Source organism: Mesorhizobium sophorae (assembly GCF_002270415.1).
GTDB classification, from domain to species: Bacteria; Pseudomonadota; Alphaproteobacteria; order Rhizobiales; family Rhizobiaceae; genus Mesorhizobium; species Mesorhizobium sophorae.
Genome location: NZ_NNRI01000022.1, coordinates 726,159 through 742,531, shown reverse-complemented (window position 1 = coordinate 742,531; position 16,373 = coordinate 726,159). Strand labels below are relative to the sequence as shown.

At 61.2% G+C, this 16,373-nt stretch carries 14 protein-coding genes; 5 read left to right on the top strand and 9 right to left on the bottom strand.

The window, feature by feature from the left end:
* Window positions 1-5: 5 nt before the first annotated feature.
* A complete protein-coding gene (locus CGZ66_RS40180; protein WP_167392362.1) occupies window positions 6-158 on the bottom strand; it encodes a hypothetical protein in 153 nt (50 codons plus the stop codon).
* Window positions 159-410: 252 nt separating this feature from the next.
* Window positions 411-1,319 carry a LysR family transcriptional regulator gene (locus CGZ66_RS34640; RefSeq protein WP_095091126.1) on the bottom strand — a complete coding sequence of 303 codons (909 nt, stop codon included), beginning with the start codon at window positions 1,317-1,319 and terminating at the stop codon, window positions 411-413.
* Between the two features lie 127 nt (window positions 1,320-1,446).
* Between CGZ66_RS34640 and CGZ66_RS34635 the strand changes: the two genes are divergently transcribed.
* Together CGZ66_RS34635 and CGZ66_RS34630 are read left to right on the top strand one after the other, a co-directional pair.
* Window positions 1,447-2,661: an MFS transporter gene (locus tag CGZ66_RS34635; RefSeq protein WP_095091742.1), complete on the top strand. Its 1,215-nt coding sequence runs from the start codon at window positions 1,447-1,449 to the stop codon at window positions 2,659-2,661.
* Between the two features lie 54 nt (window positions 2,662-2,715).
* Entirely contained in the window at window positions 2,716-3,408 is a 693-nt protein-coding gene (locus tag CGZ66_RS34630) for a DUF2270 domain-containing protein (protein WP_095091125.1), read from the top strand.
* Between the two features lie 108 nt (window positions 3,409-3,516).
* On the opposite strand, the gene CGZ66_RS34625 is transcribed toward CGZ66_RS34630, so the two are convergent.
* The 3 genes from CGZ66_RS34625 to CGZ66_RS34615 form a co-directional block, all read right to left on the bottom strand.
* Window positions 3,517-3,660 carry a hypothetical protein gene (locus CGZ66_RS34625; RefSeq protein ID WP_095091124.1) on the bottom strand — a complete coding sequence of 48 codons (144 nt, stop codon included), beginning with the start codon at window positions 3,658-3,660 and terminating at the stop codon, window positions 3,517-3,519.
* 317 nt (window positions 3,661-3,977) lie between these two features.
* Complete coding sequence (locus tag CGZ66_RS34620; RefSeq protein ID WP_143748938.1) at window positions 3,978-7,058, bottom strand: ATP-binding protein; 3,081 nt, start codon at window positions 7,056-7,058, stop codon at window positions 3,978-3,980.
* A gap of 97 nt (window positions 7,059-7,155) precedes the next feature.
* Entirely contained in the window at window positions 7,156-9,120 is a 1,965-nt protein-coding gene (locus CGZ66_RS34615) for a hypothetical protein (protein ID WP_095091122.1), read from the bottom strand.
* Window positions 9,121-9,314: 194 nt separating this feature from the next.
* On the opposite strand from CGZ66_RS34615, the gene CGZ66_RS34610 reads away from it, so the two are divergent.
* A complete protein-coding gene (locus CGZ66_RS34610) occupies window positions 9,315-10,394 on the top strand; it encodes an IS5 family transposase (RefSeq protein WP_095085660.1) in 1,080 nt (359 codons plus the stop codon).
* Here CGZ66_RS34610 and CGZ66_RS41925 read toward each other — a convergent pair.
* Window positions 10,285-11,103, bottom strand: a complete 819-nt coding sequence (locus CGZ66_RS41925) for a nuclear transport factor 2 family protein (RefSeq protein WP_095091121.1) — start codon at window positions 11,101-11,103, stop codon at window positions 10,285-10,287. The genes CGZ66_RS34610 and CGZ66_RS41925 overlap by 110 nt on opposite strands.
* Window positions 11,104-11,379: 276 nt before the next feature.
* Between CGZ66_RS41925 and CGZ66_RS34600 the strand changes: the two genes are divergently transcribed.
* Complete coding sequence (locus CGZ66_RS34600) at window positions 11,380-12,444, top strand: M35 family metallo-endopeptidase (RefSeq protein ID WP_095091120.1); 1,065 nt, start codon at window positions 11,380-11,382, stop codon at window positions 12,442-12,444.
* 208 nt (window positions 12,445-12,652) lie between these two features.
* On the opposite strand, the gene CGZ66_RS34590 is transcribed toward CGZ66_RS34600, so the two are convergent.
* On the bottom strand, window positions 12,653-12,934 hold the full coding sequence (locus CGZ66_RS34590; protein WP_245331352.1) for a hypothetical protein: 282 nt from the start codon (window positions 12,932-12,934) through the stop codon (window positions 12,653-12,655).
* A gap of 547 nt (window positions 12,935-13,481) precedes the next feature.
* Between CGZ66_RS34590 and CGZ66_RS34585 the strand changes: the two genes are divergently transcribed.
* The gene (locus CGZ66_RS34585) at window positions 13,482-13,769 is read left to right on the top strand and encodes a hypothetical protein (RefSeq protein ID WP_095091117.1); all 288 of its coding nucleotides are present in this window, start codon (window positions 13,482-13,484) and stop codon (window positions 13,767-13,769) included.
* A 92-nt stretch (window positions 13,770-13,861) separates the two neighbouring features.
* Here the strand turns inward: CGZ66_RS34585 and CGZ66_RS34580 are convergent, their stop codons facing one another.
* Window positions 13,862-14,107, bottom strand: coding sequence for a MoaD/ThiS family protein (locus CGZ66_RS34580; RefSeq protein WP_095091116.1), 246 nt, complete (start codon window positions 14,105-14,107; stop codon window positions 13,862-13,864).
* Entirely contained in the window at window positions 14,107-16,371 is a 2,265-nt protein-coding gene (locus CGZ66_RS34575) for a xanthine dehydrogenase family protein molybdopterin-binding subunit (protein ID WP_095091115.1), read from the bottom strand. Before CGZ66_RS34575 ends, CGZ66_RS34580 begins: the two co-directional genes overlap by 1 nt.
* Window positions 16,372-16,373 lie beyond the last annotated feature (2 nt).

Sequence of the window (16,373 nt, the reverse complement as noted above, 5' to 3'; positions counted from 1 at the left end):
GCTGGCTATTTGCGCGCGAAGAAACCGCGCGCGAACTGCACGATGCGCTTGTGGAAGACAAGCGCCAATATTGCGACAACGGCAAGTATGTAGAGAGCTTCGGTCGATCCGTCGCCGCCGTCAGGTGAAATACCCAACCACCTCTCGATGAAATCCATGTACAGATTCCCCCGTGCGAACTTTTGAGCGTGATCCAGCATAGCTCTTCATCTTGGCCCAGTGTCAAGCCATGAATCATTGCCATCTCGGACGAATCCGACAAAGAACCATTTGCCAGCATGACCTGCGGCAATCGACATGTTGTCTAAAGATTGACTAAAAATTGTGCCGGCTTATTGATGTACGCCTGAAGGAAATCTTTGTATCTCAATCATTTCAGGGTCGTTTTTCCAAATTGTGGTCCACCCGCACTACGACACCAGCGGCATCGGCACCTCAAGCCCTTCGATCAGCGCGTCGCGAAACAGCGCGATGGGTCGGCCGAGCCGACCGGCCGGCGGGCGATGCAGCAGCCAGGCGCGCACCTGCGGCTTGAAGTCCAGACAGTCGATGACCTCGACCGCATCACGCCACCGGCTGTCGGCGAAGGCGCCCGGCGTGACGATACCGATGCCGTGGCCGCGCGCCACCAGCGACATTCTGAGGTCGACGCTGAGCGCCTCCACCCCGACCTGGAACGGCAGCCTTGCGCCCTCGAAACTCTGGCGGATGAAGGCGCGAAACCCGCAGCCGTTTTCGTTCATCACCCAGGGGAAGCGAGACAGCGAGGCAAGGTCGGCGGGCCGCGGCACGCCAAGGCCGGGCGACGCTACCAGCAGCACCGACTGCGGGCCGAGATCGTCCTGGACCAGTTCGTCCGGCGGCGCCACGCCCTCGGCGAGGCACACCGCGACCGCGTCAAGCTCGCTGCGCGCCACCTGCTCCACCAGTCTCGGCGACCAGCCGGAGGTGATGCGCAGCGTCAACTGCGGAAAGGCCGCGCGCAGGCTGTCGAGCGGCAGCGCCAGCGCGGCATCCGAGAGATAGGGCATGATGCCCAGCCGGAACTCGCCCCTGACCTCGCCTTGCGGCGACACCCCAGCCTTGAGGTCTTCGAGCGAGCGCAGCACGCGGCGGCCATGCTCATAGGCCTCGCGGCCGGTGGCAGTCGGCTTCAGCGGCTTCGACTGGCGGTCGAGCAGCGCCGTCGCCAGCCCGTCTTCCAGATTCTGGATGCGGCGCGTCACGCCCGGCTGGGTGAGGTTGAGCCTGGCCGAGGCACCGACGATCGAGCCAGTTTCGACCACGGCAATGAAAGCTTCGAGATCATGGATGTTCATGCGCTTCTCGCATAATCATTATCGAATTGATTGAATTGTAGCATGATAATGCTTCGGCATAAAGTCTTCCCACGATATGCAGTTTGCTGAGGACCCGATGCCCGAGACGCCAATGCCTGATACGCCAATGCCTGAGACGGTTGATGAGGTGGCCGGGCCGGCCGCGACCATAACCGGCCCGCAGACACTGCTCTTTGCCACCGCGGTCGGCATCATCGTCACCAATCTGTTCGCCCCGCAGACGCTGGTCGGCCTGATCGGGCCATCGCTCGGCGCCAGTGTGGCAAGCGCCGGCCTCGTCGCGATGGCCACCCTGCTCGGCTACGCCGCCGGCCTGTTCTTCCTGGTGCCGCTCGCCGACCTCTCGGAAAACCGCATCCTGATCCTGCGCATGCTGATCGCGGCGGCCCTGGCGGCCGGCGTCGCCGCACTGGTGCCCACCGCCGCCGCGCTGCTGATCGTCCTGTTCATCCTCGGTGCTGCCTGCTCGGCCATCCAGATCCTGGTGCCGATCGCCGCCTCGATGGCTCCGCCCGGACAGGATGGCCGCGTCATCGGCGATGTCATGAGCGGGTTGATGGTTGGCATCCTGCTGGCACGCCCGTTGGCCAGCCTGATCGCCGATGCCTGGGGTTGGCGCGCCTTCTACGGCCTCAGCGCCGCGGCCCTCGTCATGCTCGCCTGCGTGCTCGCCTTCACCCTGCCGCACCGGCGGCCGACGGCGAGATCGTCCTATGGCATGCTGATCGCCTCGCTACTCCACCTGCTGCGCGACGAGCCGGTGCTGCGGCGACGGGCGCTGACGGCAGCCCTGGTGATGGCAGCGTTCAGCCTGTTCTGGACGGCGGTGGCGTTGCGCCTGGCTTTGCCGCCCTTCGATCTCGGCCAGCGCGGCATTGCGCTGTTCGCGCTGGTCGGCGCCGGCGGCGCGCTGGTGACGCCGTTGTTCGGCCGCGCCGGCGATCGCGGCTGGACGCGTTCCGCCACCATCGCCTGCCACCTCTTGCTGGTCGGTTCGATGGCGCTCGCGGCGTGGTCCGGCTCCGTCCAGGTGGAAGCCCCGTGGGGGCCTTTGATGCCGATGGGTATCGGCGCCGTGTTGCTCGACATCGGCGTCACCGGCGACCAGACGCTTGGCCGCCGCGCCATCAACCTGCTGCAGCCCAGGGCGCGCGGCCGCCTCAACGGCCTGTTCGTCGGCATCTTCTTCATTGGTGGCGCCATCGGCTCGATGCTGGCCGGCATCGCCTGGACCTGGGGCGGATGGCCAGCGGTCTGCGCCATCGCCGCCGCCTTCGGCCTTGTTGCCCTTCTGGTCGACTGGGTCGGCGGGCCTGAGTGACCGACAGGGAACCATGTTGCCGGCAAAGTGTTCTAGTCCTTGCCGGAGGATGTCATGAACGATGCGTCGGCAAAACCCGCGGGCCTCGTCCTTTCATCGACGGAGCGCGTGAACACGCTGTCGCATTTTCACCGCGCCGAGATTGCCCGTATGGCGGGATGGCGCGACCGGCTCGACCGGACGACGAACTGGGCGATCACGGTGGTGGCGGCGCTGCTTTCGGTATCGCTGTCCACGGCCAGTGCGCATCACGGCGTGCTGCTCTTCGCCATGCTGCTGATCCTGCTTTTGTTGTGGATCGAGGCGCGCCGCTATCGGTTCTTCGACTTCTACCGGGCTCGCGTGCGGCAGTTCGAACGCCACTATTTCGCGCAGATCTTCTCCCCGCAGCCTGACTTTGCCTCTGATTGGCTGCTCATCGTCGGCGAAGGCCTGCGCGCGCCGAAGTTCCTGCTGTCGCAGCGTGCTGCGCTGGCGCGCCGCCTGCGGCGAAACTACATCTACCTGTTCCTGATCCTGCTGCTGGCCTGGGTGGTCAAGATATCGACCCCCAGCCTTCAGACCGTGGGCCTCAAGACCGGGTTTGTCGGTTCGCTTCGTGAGGCGGTCGAAAGCGCCGCCCTTGGCCCCATTCCCGGTGTGGTGATCGTGGTCGTCGTGGCGGCATTCTATGCCTGGCTGCTCGCCATCGTCTTTTTCGCAGCCCGCGACGACGGCGAACTTTCCTTCGGCGACGTCCACGTCTGACGCCGAACTCTGGCGACCGGCGGCTGCAGCGCGAATGCCGGCCGGCGCGTTGGTCTGGTCAGTTCGCTGAGGCGTTTGAGGGCGCCAAGCCGGGCAGCGGCAAGCCCGCTAGATGCCGAAGAATTGCCTGCCGATCATGTAGCCCAGCGCCGCCGCGACCAGCGGAAACAGCGTCGGCGCGACCTTGCCAAGAAGGGAAACCTGCTGGGCCTTCGCCGGCGTGTGGCGCGCATTGCCGAGATTCTTGGTCATTGCTTGCCTTAGGTTTGAACGATTCATTAGCAAATCCTGATTAACAGCATGGCCGCATTAACGGCTTGCAAAGAAATTAGATCAAATAGCCGACCATTCCTGCCGCCGATCCCGCCGGCGGCGGGCACATCGGCGCCGCCAGCACGGCGGTGGCGTCACCGTTTGCCTGCGGATTTAGTTCAAGCGCGCATTTCTCAATCGCGACCCGTTGCATGCGGTCGAGCGCGGGCGTTCCGCTCTCGACCCACGATTACAATTTTCGCGACGAAAAGAAGCCGCTCGTCGAGATTGCCGGCAGAGACGCAATGCACTGCTGACTACGCCACATCTTCTGCGGTGAACCAATCGTTGACCTCCCGCAATTCCGCACGGGCCTCTTCGAACCGACCCTGTGACCGCAACAGCTTCGCCAGACTGTTGGTCGCCTGCAACTCCCAACTCCTGGCGTTCTGCTGCCTGGCAAAGGCAATCGCCTCGCGGAAAGAAGCCTCCGCCGCTCTGTCTCCTGCTCCATTTGCAAGTTCGATCTCACCGCGAATGCGAAGCAAGGCGGCTGTAAAGTAATGCTCGCCAATCTTTTCGGCTTCGCGCAGACCTTTCTCAACGGTCACTGCCGCTATACTGAATTGCCCGGAGTTCATGAAAGCTTTGGCCAGTAAGCCTAAATAACACGATTTGTCGACCTCCTCATCTTCAAGATCACTCTCGGTCAATGCCATCATGTGGCTACCCACCAGACTGTCATCGAGGCTCGACGCAGCCAGGCCGCCAAAAAAGCGCGCCACCCTTGCCCAGAGATTGAAACCGTTTTCCTGCGCCAGCGGCAGGAGTTCATCCGCCAGTCGAGCGATCGAATTGCTGTCCTCGCGGAAGGCGAACAACACGCACCCGTTTCCCAGGCAGGCGGCCAGACGATAGGCGGACTGCTGCCGAACGGTCGCCTCCGCCTCGAGGTAGAGTTTCAGCGCTTGGCTGCGATATCCCAGAATATGCAAGGTCCAGGAAAGGTAGATCATGGCCATGCTCGGAAAGTCGCTGCCGACCTTGTCTGCGCTGTCCTTGTGGCTGAGAGCGCGCTCAAGATATTGCCGGGCCTTCACCAACTCGCCCTGAGAGAACAGACTCATCCCCTTGAACTGCAGACCTATGACGAGCGCGTTTAGGTAACCGCCCTCCTCGCCGACCCGAATTAACTCATCACTGGCCGCGAGGGCCTTACCGAACTGACCCGAGTTGAAATGGGTGCCGAAAAGCCCGTCGAGCGCCCTGATCGTCGATTCCGGCTCGCCAAGCTTCCCGCTCAGTTCTATGGCCCGCTGATATGCGGCACTGCCCTCGCCCGTCACGTAGCCTAGCGCAGCGTAGAGCACGTCGCCCAGCTCCAGTTCGAAGCGAAGCAGCCTGCGGCTACGATCGTCGGATTCGGGCAAGAGTTTCGCGGCTTCAAGCCCCTTCCTGAAGGTACGCACCGCGTCGACTTTTGCCCAAGTCTTGGCCGCCTTCAGCCCCGCCAGCAGCCAGTAGTCAGCGGCGCGGTCGAACAGACCTGCGTCTGCGAAATGCTCAGCGAGCACTTCGGGATAGGCAAAAGCCGCGTTGTGGTCGCGCAGTTCGATACATTCGGCAATCAATCGGTGAATCTGCTGCGCGCGCTCGTGCAGCATCGTGCCTCTTGCGGCCTGCTGCAGGAGCACGTGGGTGAACGAAAAGCCCGCGCCGGCTGTCCCCCGTTCGGCGACGATCAGCCCCGTGCGCACCAGGTCGCCAACTGCGGCGCGCAACTCCGCTTCGGGCCAATCGCAGATCTCGCGCAATACGTCGAAATCGAACTCGCGGCCGATCGCCGCTGCGATCTGCGCAATTTCCTTGGCGGGCCCCAGCCTGTCGAGGCGGGCAAGCAGCGAGAACTGCAGGGAGTTCGGAATGTTGGTCGTAGGTGACAGACGTTTCGGCTGCGATACGTCCAGCCGCAATCCTGTTTCGACCACGCTCCGCGTAAGCTCTTCGATATAGAGAGGGACGCCTTCACTGCGGTCGAGCACCACCGAAACATCAGCAGCGAGCGCATTCGGACTGATGTCATGGACAATCGCTTCGGCATCCTCGCGGCCGAGCGCTTCAAGCCTGATGTGATGCACGTCCGGCCCGTCGACCCACGGAACGCTTGAGTGGTTCCTGCTCGACACAAGCAACAGCGCAGGAGTCGAAGCCAGGCTGGCGACGATCTTGTCGAGAAGGTCGCGCGAGGTCGCGTCGGCCCATTGTTCATCTTCGAACAAGATCAGGATCGGGGTAGCACGCGCCAGATAACTGACCAAATCGATGAACGCTTGCTCGGCAATGTTGCGCTGTCGTTCGGCGCTTATCCCTTCAAGCCTGTCCGGCATAGTCGGTAAGCCGAGCAGGCTTGAGAAGATCGCTAGCGCGACGTCGCTGGACACAGAACCTATCGACAATCCGTTGCTGAGCTTTCGCAGCTTTTCTTCCGTCGAGTCACCGTCCTCGATCGTTGCGATCCTCTGCAACTCCGCGAGGAATGGATAAAGGGTGCTGTTCTCAAAGGTCGGAGAACATTGCATGGTCAGCTGCGGAAAGCTGCGCAGGCGCTGCTGGATCTCGTTGAGCAACCGGGATTTACCGATTCCCGACTCCCCCGAGACCAACACCGCATTGCCGCGCCTGTCGCGCACGACGGTCTCCCAGCGCTCCATCAGCAGTCGCAATTCGGCATTGCGGCCGCACAGCTTGGTCATGCGCGCACGCTTTGCAAAGCGAGTCGGCACCATGCGCGCCCGTTGGACCTGCCAAACCTGGACTGGCTCGGCGAATCCCTTCAGCTCATGTTTGCCGAACGTGGTGAAATCAATCGCGCCGCTCGCGGCCTCGAAGGTCGCCGCGTCGACAAGGATCGTGTTCGGCTTGGTCAGGACCTGCAGCCGTGCCGCTAGATGCGCGACGTGGCCGAAGGCGACGGTGGACACGCCGCTCGGCGCACCGACGAACTCACCCACCACGACCTGGCCGCTCGCGATACCCACCCTCACTTGCAACGGATATCCCAGACTTGCCGAGATGGTGCCAACCGCATCGACGATCTCGAGTGCCGCGAGCACGGCGAACTCGCTGTCGTCCTCGCCAGCTATTGGATAACCGAAATAGGCCTGGACGGCGTCGCCGATATAGCTGGCCGTGACACCCTTGCGGCGGCGGATGACACTGCTGCAGGTCTGCAGAAAGCTCTCGATCAGGCGTTGGAAGTCCTCGGGATCCAGGCGGTCGGCATATTCGGTTGACCCCACCATGTCGCAAAACAGAATGGTGAGATAACGCCGCTCTGCAACAGACTTCCCTGGGCTGCCGGGCAAAATCGGGCTAGCCAATGGAACCGGTGTGGTCACTGCTCTGGGACCCTCCTTGGTGCGGCGACCATGTAGCACCAGTCATGTTATCGCAAATACCGGCGCTCATCAGCCGCTTTCGATCGCGTCGAGCGGATCATCGTAGCTCGTCACACTGAACGTCGGCGTAGATCAAGTGATCTGCCGCGCTAAATGCCGCTTCGCTCTGGTCGAAGCAGAACCGTTTGGGCACCAAGCGTATCAAGGTGCGTCGGTTGCATTCGCCAGGCAGATCGATCTGGAAGGTGCGCGGCGACATCGACGGCGTCGGATCGCTCCATTTCGTGTGACCGGCAAACGAAACGTTCTCAACCAACAAGCTGGAGCCGGCTGCGCTGACTGAACCGGAGATGGCCTCGGCGTTGGTACCCCTTGCCTGATCGATGCTCGGATAGTCGCCGCTCTGTGGCGGTTCCCCATTTGCCGGAATCGCGTCCGTCCTGACGGCCACATTGATCCTGACATCGTCGCGCTCCGGAACACCACCGTAGCTGTTGCGAAAGGTCCAGCTTGCGCGAAGGACACGCGTCTTCGCCTCCTCTCCGGGCGGCCGAGGCAACAGCTGAAGCGTGGCATCGGCGAGCGAAGAGCCTTCATCCTCCGCCTCTGGCGCCGGGCAGCTAGTGTAGAGTGGGCGGTAGCCACATTCCGAGCCGCCGGCTCCCCATAGACAGTCGCTCAGCTTCCGCCAGTCCTCTGAGCTCAGGCTCGGCGCGCGGGAGGACAGGTCATTGCCGGACCCTGGCAACATCCAGGGATGGACGCCACCGCTGCCGGCCGCCCAGTCCGTCCGGTGTGCGGCGATCCCTGCGTAGATGATCTCTTCCTCGCGCAGCTCGAGCAATTGGACCCAGGTTGGCGACGTGACCGTCGGCTCATGCCCCACTGCGTCCGCGGCAAAACGGCGGCCCGTGATTTGTGTGGTAAGCGTGTGGCAGCTTGTGCAGTTGCCCGTCGGATCGTCGACCGTCCTGGCATGGCGAAGTTCATTGGGGTAGGTGCTGGTGTAGCCGGAGCCGACCACGCGGAACGGCGCGCCCGGCAACCGCGGCCGATGCGGTAGTAAATCTCCCAGGCTGAAGGCGGTCGATTTGGGATCGTCGGCGGAACGAAACCCTACCCTGCTCTGTGCAATGTGCGGATCGATCACATAGGGGCTTTTGTTGTCATGGCATGCATGGCACGAGATCTTGAACGTCGGATCATAGATTTTCTCCGCCGCAGTCCTTCCGACATTATCGGAATAGTTTCGCCCGCCTGGCGGAACGAAGGGCTTTGACCAGTCGAACACGCTCTGGTCCTTGCGGCCGTCGAAGAAGATAATTTCTCCGGATTTCCGATTGAACCCGATGGTGCCGAAGACAGAAAATCTCGGATCCGACCGCGTCCAGTAGGGATCGGTGCTAACCTCCTGGCTGATATTGGATTTTCTGCAGAGGAAGAGCCATTCAACGTTGCCGCGCACGACCCTTGCGACACGTGAGTTCAGCCCACAGTAGGTCGTGCTGCCAGTCAGCGAAGGCTTGTCGCATTTGGGCAATGTCGCCGTCCATCTCACCACCTCTCCGTTTTCGTTCCTGTGCTCGAACTCCAGCGGAGAACCTGGTTTTGTCGGGTTGGGCTTGAGGTCGACGACATTGCCATCAACTTCCAGTGGGATGACCTGCATTTGTGGGCTGTCGCAATCGCCATCGGGAATAGGACCGAACACCGCCCGCGCTTCATCGCCAGACCTGGTTATGACGTCGGTGCTCTTTGAGGCTGGCGCCCAAAAGATGTCAGGGTTCCATCGCGTAACGGCTTCGGCAAACGACTTCCCATCGAGTTCAGCCGGAGCGAAAGCGACGCCGCGAGAAGGCATCACCTTGACAGCGGAACCGCGCGGCAATTGTGAAGCCGCGCAGCCACTCACCTTGTTGCAAAACACGTCGTCCTGATCGGAGCCGTGCCTCTCGCCGGCTCGCGGCATCGATACAAAAGCTGCATGTCGAAGCCCGATCGTCCCGGACAGCAGGAGAAGCGCAATGCCGAGGACAGCAGCGATCAGCGCAACGGCACGCATTTCAGCCCACTGGAGCGTGCCAGTGAACCCATAGCCGATCTTTGGGCGTCATCGCTTCTTGGCTGCGACAGAGCCAGCAGCATAGTCGGCGTGGACAGTAAGCGATTGAAATCGCCAGATGGAGGTCTCGAAAAACCTCCCCATTTTGACCGGTTTGTGATTCACTGCCGTTGCGATTTGGAAGGAGGGATTGGATGCGGGGACAGGCCGGGTTCTGGGATATCGATGAGCGCTATGCTCGGCTAAGCGAAGCCGGCGATCCCCTGGAGAAGTTGAACGCCGTTGTGCCGTGGGAGGTTTTCCGCAAGCCTTTGGCCAAGGTGCTGAAGCGCTCGGACGGCGCCAGGGGCGGTCGTCCTGCCTACGACCCGGTGATGATGTTCAAGATCATGGTGCTGCAGGCGCTCTACGGGCTGTCCGACGACCAGGCCGAGTTCCAGATCCAGGACCGGCTGTCCTTCATGCGCTTCCTCGGACTGGGGCTCGGCGACAGAGTGCCAGACGCCAAGACGATTTGGCTGTTTCGCGAGCATCTGACGCAGGCCTGCGCGGTGGAGAACCTGTTTGCCCGCTTCGACAAGCACCTCGCCAAGGCCGGCTATCTGGCGATGGGCGGGCAGATCGTCGACGCCACCATCGTGGCGGCGCCGAAGCAGCGCAACACCGACGCCGAGAAGGCCGACATCAAGGCGGGCAAGGTGCCGGACGCATGGAAGGAGAAGCCGGCCAAGCTGCGCCAGAAGGATCGCGATGCCCGCTGGACGGTGAAGTTCTCCAAGGCCAAGGTCGCCGAGGAGGGAAAGGCGCAGCAGCGCGACATCGCCATTCCCGCTTTCGGCTACAAGAACCATGCCGCCATCGACCGCCGGCACGGCTTCATCCGCGGCTGGAACGTCACGAGCGCATCCGCCTATGACGGCGCGCAGCTTCGCAACGTGCTCAACCGCGCCAATACCGGGTCTACGGTCTGGGCCGACACCGCCTATCGCTCGAAGAAGAACGAGGAGTGGCTCGACCGGAACGGATATGTCTCCGAAATCCACCACAAGAAGCCGAAGGGCCGGCCTATGAGCGAAGCGACGTCGCGGGCCAACGGCCGGCGCTCAAAGACCCGAGCCTTCGTCGAGCACGTCTTCGCCCGTCAGAAGGCGCAGATGAAACTCTTCATCCGCACGATCGGCATCGCCCGCGCCAGGACCAAGATCGGCATGACGAACCTCGCCTACAATCTGATGCGCTACGTCTGGCACCAGGGGCGAACTGCGCCTGCATGACGCCAAAAGCGGCGGAAAACGCCGCCGCGACGCCAAACTTGGCACCCAGCATCAACCTCAACGACCAAAACCGAAGCCACTTCCCGCCATCAGCCCGGGCCGAACCGCTTTGCCGCCCCACAGGTCTCGGAAATGCCGTAGTTCGAGGTGCCCAGATGTCGTCGTCGCCCTTTACAAAAGAGGCCCGGGCATCCGCCGAATAGTCAAGAACCGGTGCCGGAGAGTGGGAGTCCTGCAGAGTGACCAGGACTATCGATTTGGTATTCACTGTCTTACCATCAACCACGTCGAACAAGGTGTTGGTCACGAGATGCCGGGTCTGGAGCTTATCGGTTTCCAGTTTCTTAACTATTATTTTCATCTGCTCAAGAAGATCGTCTGGCGACTCCGGACCAAGGTCGAGTGTCAACTTGAGGATACTGCTGCTTGTACTGCAAATCTCGTAGTAAGACGATTGCGGTTTCGCAAAGAGGGCGGTGAACGCGGCTGCATTTCTTTCGTCGATCGTCCAGGCATAGCGGGACAAAAGATCTTGAATTGCTTGACGATCTTCGGCCGGAGGATTCTCGAGATTCCAACCGGGAGTAGCCTCTGTTCCGCAGGAATCAGCTGAAGCAGTGCCGCTGAAAGCAAAACAGAACCCGAAAACCAGGGCAAAAAACCTCAAAATCGCGCAGCTGGTTATTATGCCTTTCCGACGCTCGCTCATGATGGCCCCCTCTTATGGAGCTTGATGGAAAAGTACCCATTCATCTTATACCACCCCAAAGAAGGTGTCAGCCGAAATCGATGGCATACGAGGCCACGGACATGATTTCGTGTTCCTGTTTTTTTGAATTTGCGGTAAGTTGCAATGCCCGGCCTGCAGCAATTTCATTCCTAACTTGCAAGGTAGGCCGTGGGCGTTTCCGGTATGTTATCGCAAACTAAAAACTCACTTAGACGAAGCAATAGAGTCTAATCGTGGTTATATAGGAGCATAAAAATGCCGAGTATTGTTCGAAATATTGTATTGGCACTTTCGTGTTTTTTTAGCGTTGTGCCTTTGGCGTTTGCGCAGCAGAATCAGGAAATTGAGATAGTTCTGCAATCGCGCCTGCCTTCTTATGGAAACGATACCCCCCTAATTATTGACTTTACTCTCACGAACCGATCAGGCAGCCCGATCAGGGTGCTCAGGTGGACCACGCCAATCAACGGCGTCTCCGGCGAAATATTTTCAGTGACGAGAGGGTCGCAGCCAATTCAGTATATCGGCCGTTTGGTGAAGCGAGGAGAACCGACTGAGGCTGATTTTATCAATATTGAACCCGGACAATCGATTTCGGTGCCCGTCGATCTGTCATTGTACTACGCCATCTATGAAGCAGGGAACTATGCGGTTACCTACGATACAGAGGGAGTGGGTCTGCTGATTGGCCGTCCAGGTGCCCTGAGACGGGCAGCAGTTTTGAGCAACGCCGCCACGTTCAGGCTTCTGTCAGGTCGGATTCCTCCGGAACGGATACCGCTCTCGGCTCCCAAATTCGACCAGTGTGACAGCCCTCAACAGGATGATATTGGCGCTGCGCTGGCGGAAGCAAATAACATAGCATCGGCTGCCCTGCAGGTTTTGCAGGCCACGCCCTCGGCCCAGCAACCGAATTCCCAACGATATCTGACATGGTTTGGGGCGCATACCGTAGGACTGTACGCAAAGGCCACTGGAAATTTCTCGAAGATTGCGGATGCTCTTGCAAACAAAGCAATATCGTTTGGATGCCACGGCAGCGACTGCGAATCGGGAGACTATGCATATGTGTACCGTAATCAACCTTACAGTATCTTTGTTTGTCCCAAGTTCTGGCTAGCCGCTCTGAAAGGAACGGATTCAAGGTCTGGAACGATTATACATGAAATAAGTCACTTTTTCATCGTCGCATCAACAAACGACTATGTCTATGGTCAGGATGCCGCCAAGGTACTCGCGGCCGAAAACCCGCCTAGAGCCACATCAAACGCTGATAATCACGAATACTTTGCTGAGAATAGCCCGGAGCTTCCGATGTGAGGAACACCACACGCTACTGATCTAGGCCGTGAACCCATAAACCGGGAAATGATCGAGATTGGTGGATTTGTGGATTGTCGGCTATCGGCCCGCGGGTTGGACGAAAGCGATTTCGCCGCCACGCGTTGATGATCGGCGCGTGCTGAATGGAACTTACTGGGTTCTGCGCTCCGGCGCGCCGCGGCGCGACCTACCGCTCTGGTCTTGATCAATGCGCCACGCCGTCGGATGCGTGCAGGAGTCTCCAGGTCAAGCCGATGCGGCCGTCGAACTGGGATGCAAAATGTTCGGCGGCGACGCCTTCCAGGCCGTCATCGACAAGAGCTTCGATGCTTCGTCGCAGCAGCGCGAGTTGCATCTCGCGGGCGTGTGCAAGGTCTGCCTCTCTCATGATTTCCGTGACGTGGTAAGCGATAACGGGCTGGCCGAGGCAAGACATGAGCGCGCTCGCCTCTGACGTCACTGCCGTAACTGCATCTTCGATCTTCATTCTGGCGCTCCTCATCAAACATGATGCTGGCGCCTCCCTATGAGACGACGGTGTTCCGTCGTTCCTTTTCAATTTCGACTGTCGCGAGTGGCAGGTGTGCGCGAAAAGGAGAATTACCTCTTGTTCCAGTCTCCTTGAATAGCCTCGCTACCCAAATCAGTATGCTGCAAATTTGAATTAAAGGCGACCGGATAGTTAATCGATGGTTAATGGCGGCGCTCGCACCTCAGGCGTTCGCGCATGAAACATCGGGCAGGTCCGCCTTGCGCCTCTTTTCGGACATTGAGACCAGCGTCGCTGTGCGCTCAGAAACGCACTCTCGCGATCCAGAACCGCAGCTGGATGGACCAGCAAGCGCGCCGACGAGCAAGCGAGCCGAGCAGCAGACGCGCTCGGCGGAAGAGTCTAACACCTGGGTCCCAAGCCAATTTCCGGCTGCTGCGCTCCACGTTATTGCAAGACGTTCAAATTTGAGCTTTCGCACTCATGCTTTGTCGAGAGTATCTCCTGTAGTCATTCAAACCTTCTACGCTGTAAGGAGAACGCAATGACTCGCAATCACGTTGAACGTCTTGGAGAGTTCAGGGAAATCCTGGTCGCGACTCGACGCGAAGGAGTCCGTAACGTGCACCATACCCGCGACGCAATGCGGGCAAGTGGCTTTCAGATCGGGGATAGCGACGGCTCCAGCTACGGAGCCGAGTTAAAGGCGCTCCAAGAGGAAATTGAGGCAGTCGACCGCGCCATCGAAGACGAGAAGCGGTTAGCCTTGGCCCTCGAGAGCGCGGCTCAATCCCGCCGACCGACCAAACCGAGAATCGTGAAGGCAACATAGAGTCGGGTACGGCCCTCGGCGCCCGTCGCGTCGATGCCTGCGGCATGGTGTCGGGCTCGTTGCTAAGCGACAGCAGCGAGACGCTTGTCCAATTATCCCCCTGCCAGCCTCGGCAGCAGGAAAATCTCCGAGCCCTTTGGCAATTCCTTCGACCAGGTGTCGCGATAGATCGTGCCGTCGATGGCGACGGCGATGCCGCGGTCGATCAAGGGCTCGATGCCGGGATACTGTTCAGCCAGTTTCCTGAACAGCTCCCTTATGTCCTTGGCCTCGATCTCGACCTTGTTCTTGCCTCCGGCGGCCGCGCCAAGCGATCCCCAGAGCGTCACTTCGACCATCAGCCTGCCCGTTCCGCCTCGATCGCCGCCAGGATGCGTGGCGGCGACATGGGAATATGCGCCATCCGCACGCCGGCTGCATTTGAGACCGCATTGGCGATCGCCGCCAGCGGCGGCACGATCGACGTCTCGCCGACGCCGCGCACCCCGTAGGGGTGGTTGGGGTTGGGGATCTCGAGGATCTGCGTGTCGATCATCGGCAGGTCCGAGCAGACCGGGATGCGGTAGTCGAGGAAGCCGGGGTTCTGCAGCCGCCCGTCCTTGCCGTAGATATACTCCTCGTTGAGCGCCCAGCCGATGCCTTGCGCGGCACCGCCCTGATACTGTCCCTCCACATAGGTCGGGTGCACCGCTTTGCCGGCATCCTGCACCACCGTGTAGCGCAACACTCTCGTGGCGCCGGTCTCGGGGTCGACCTCGATATCGCAGATATGGGTGGCGAAGGAGACGCCGGCACCGTCGGCGACGAGTTCGCTGTGGCCGGCGATTGGTCCGCCGGTCGTGCCCGACGCGGCGGCAATCTCCTTCAGCGACAGCTTGCCGAGATTGCCGTGCTTCTCGCCCTTGGCAACCGCGTGGCCCTGTTCCCAGACCACGTCGTCGACGGCAATGTCCCACATCTGCGCGGCGCGTTCGCGCAGGATCTTGATCGCGTTGCGGGCGGCCGAGATGGTCGCCATGGAGGACGAGAAGGTGCCCCGGCTGCCGTCGGTCATGTCGTTGTAGCCGAGGCTGGAGGTGTCGGCGACGATCGCCTTGACCTGCTCGTAGGCGATGCCGAGCTCCTCCGCCGCCACCAGCGACAGCGAGGCGCGGGAACCGCCCACATCGACCGTTCCGACGGCAAGCGAGACCGAGCCGTCCATGCCGATGTTGAGGTCGGTGCAGGTCTGGCCGCCGAAGTTGAACCAGAAGCCGCAGGCCATGCCCCTGCCCTGGTTCTTGCCGAGCGGCGCCTTCATGTGCGGGTGGTTCTTCACCGCCTCCAGCGTCGGGCCGATGCCGATCGGGCCATAGACCGGGCCGTAGGACGACCTGGTGCCTTCCTGCGCTGCGTTCTTGATGCGGAAGTCGACCGGGTCCATGCCGATCTCCTTGGCCAGTTCGTCGACCGCGCTTTCCACCGCGAACGCCGCCATGGGTGCGGAGGGCGCGCGATAGGCCGCCGTCTTCGGCCGGTTGACCAGCACTTCGTAGCCGACCGTCTTGACGTTCTCGAGCCTGTAGCAGGCGAACGCCGTCATGGCGCCGATCTCGGCCCAGGAGCCCGGATACGGACCACAGGAATAGCGCAGCGTCGCTTCAGCGGCGGTGATGGTGCCGTCCTTGCGGGCGCCGATCTTCACGTCGATCGAGGTGGCGCTGGTCGGGCCCGAGGCGCGGAACACCTCGTCGCGGGTCATCACCAGCTTGACCGGGCGCCCCGCCTTGCGCGACAGCGCCAGCGCCACCGGCTCGGCCCAGACATGGGTCTTGCCGCCGAAGCCGCCGCCGATCTCCGAGGAGGTGACGCGCAGCTTAGAGGCCTCCATGCCAAGCAGCTGGGCGCAGTGTTGGCGATAGACGAAATGCCCCTGCGTGCAGACCCAAAGGTCGGCGGTGCCGTCGGAGCTGACGCTCGCCACGCAGGCATGCGGCTCGATATAGCCCTGGTGCGTCTGCTCGGTCTTGAACGACCGCTCGACGATGAAATCGGCGTGCCCGAAACCCTGGTGGACGTCGCCATGGCCAAACTGGCTGCGCTTGGTGACGTTGGACGGCTTTACCGGCTTTTCCTCGAGGCCCTCGGTGAAGATGGCGTCGTTGATGAGGGGTGCGGAGTGCTTCATCGCCTCGTCGACATCGGTGACATGCGGCAAAAGCTCGTAGTCGACCTCGATCAGCTTCAGCGCCTGCCTTGCCGTGCGGACGTCGACGGCTGCCACCGCGGCCACCGCATGGCCGTCATAGAGCGCCTTGGTGCGCGCCATGCAATTGTCGAGGATGTCGTACATGGCGGCATCGCCATCGGTGAGGTCTGGCAGGTCGGCAGCGGTGATCACCGCCTTTACGCCGGGGAGCTTCTCCGCCTTCGACGTGTCAATCTTCCGGATCGTGGCGTGGGCGTGGGGGCTTCTGAGAACACGCCCGACCAACTGGCCGGCCATGTTGAAATCCGCGCCGTAGCGCGCGCGGCCCGTCACCTTGTCGACGCCGTCGGGGCGGATAGGACGTGTGCCGACGGAGGCGAAGTTGCGAGTGGAGTAACGCGGATCGAAATTCATCG

Excerpts from the sequence above, each read along its gene's own strand:
- CGZ66_RS34640 (WP_095091126.1), bottom strand. The coding sequence starts at position 1,319 with ATGAACATCCATGATCTCGAAGCTTTCATTGCCGTGGTCGAAACTGGC.
- CGZ66_RS34615 (WP_095091122.1), bottom strand. The coding sequence starts at position 9,120 with ATGCGTGCCGTTGCGCTGATCGCTGCTGTCCTCGGCATTGCGCTTCTC.
- CGZ66_RS34600 (WP_095091120.1), top strand. The coding sequence starts at position 11,380 with ATGCCGAGTATTGTTCGAAATATTGTATTGGCACTTTCGTGTTTTTTT.
- CGZ66_RS40180 (WP_167392362.1), bottom strand. The coding sequence starts at position 158 with ATGGATTTCATCGAGAGGTGGTTGGGTATTTCACCTGACGGCGGCGAC.
- CGZ66_RS41925 (WP_095091121.1), bottom strand. The coding sequence starts at position 11,103 with ATGAGCGAGCGTCGGAAAGGCATAATAACCAGCTGCGCGATTTTGAGG.
- CGZ66_RS34580 (WP_095091116.1), bottom strand. The coding sequence starts at position 14,107 with ATGGTCGAAGTGACGCTCTGGGGATCGCTTGGCGCGGCCGCCGGAGGC.
- CGZ66_RS34630 (WP_095091125.1), top strand. The coding sequence starts at position 2,716 with ATGAACGATGCGTCGGCAAAACCCGCGGGCCTCGTCCTTTCATCGACG.
- CGZ66_RS34590 (WP_245331352.1), bottom strand. The coding sequence starts at position 12,934 with ATGAAGATCGAAGATGCAGTTACGGCAGTGACGTCAGAGGCGAGCGCG.
- CGZ66_RS34575 (WP_095091115.1), bottom strand. The coding sequence starts at position 16,371 with ATGAATTTCGATCCGCGTTACTCCACTCGCAACTTCGCCTCCGTCGGC.
- CGZ66_RS34625 (WP_095091124.1), bottom strand. The coding sequence starts at position 3,660 with ATGACCAAGAATCTCGGCAATGCGCGCCACACGCCGGCGAAGGCCCAG.
- CGZ66_RS34585 (WP_095091117.1), top strand. The coding sequence starts at position 13,482 with ATGACTCGCAATCACGTTGAACGTCTTGGAGAGTTCAGGGAAATCCTG.
- CGZ66_RS34610 (WP_095085660.1), top strand. The coding sequence starts at position 9,315 with ATGCGGGGACAGGCCGGGTTCTGGGATATCGATGAGCGCTATGCTCGG.
- CGZ66_RS34635 (WP_095091742.1), top strand. The coding sequence starts at position 1,447 with ATGCCTGAGACGGTTGATGAGGTGGCCGGGCCGGCCGCGACCATAACC.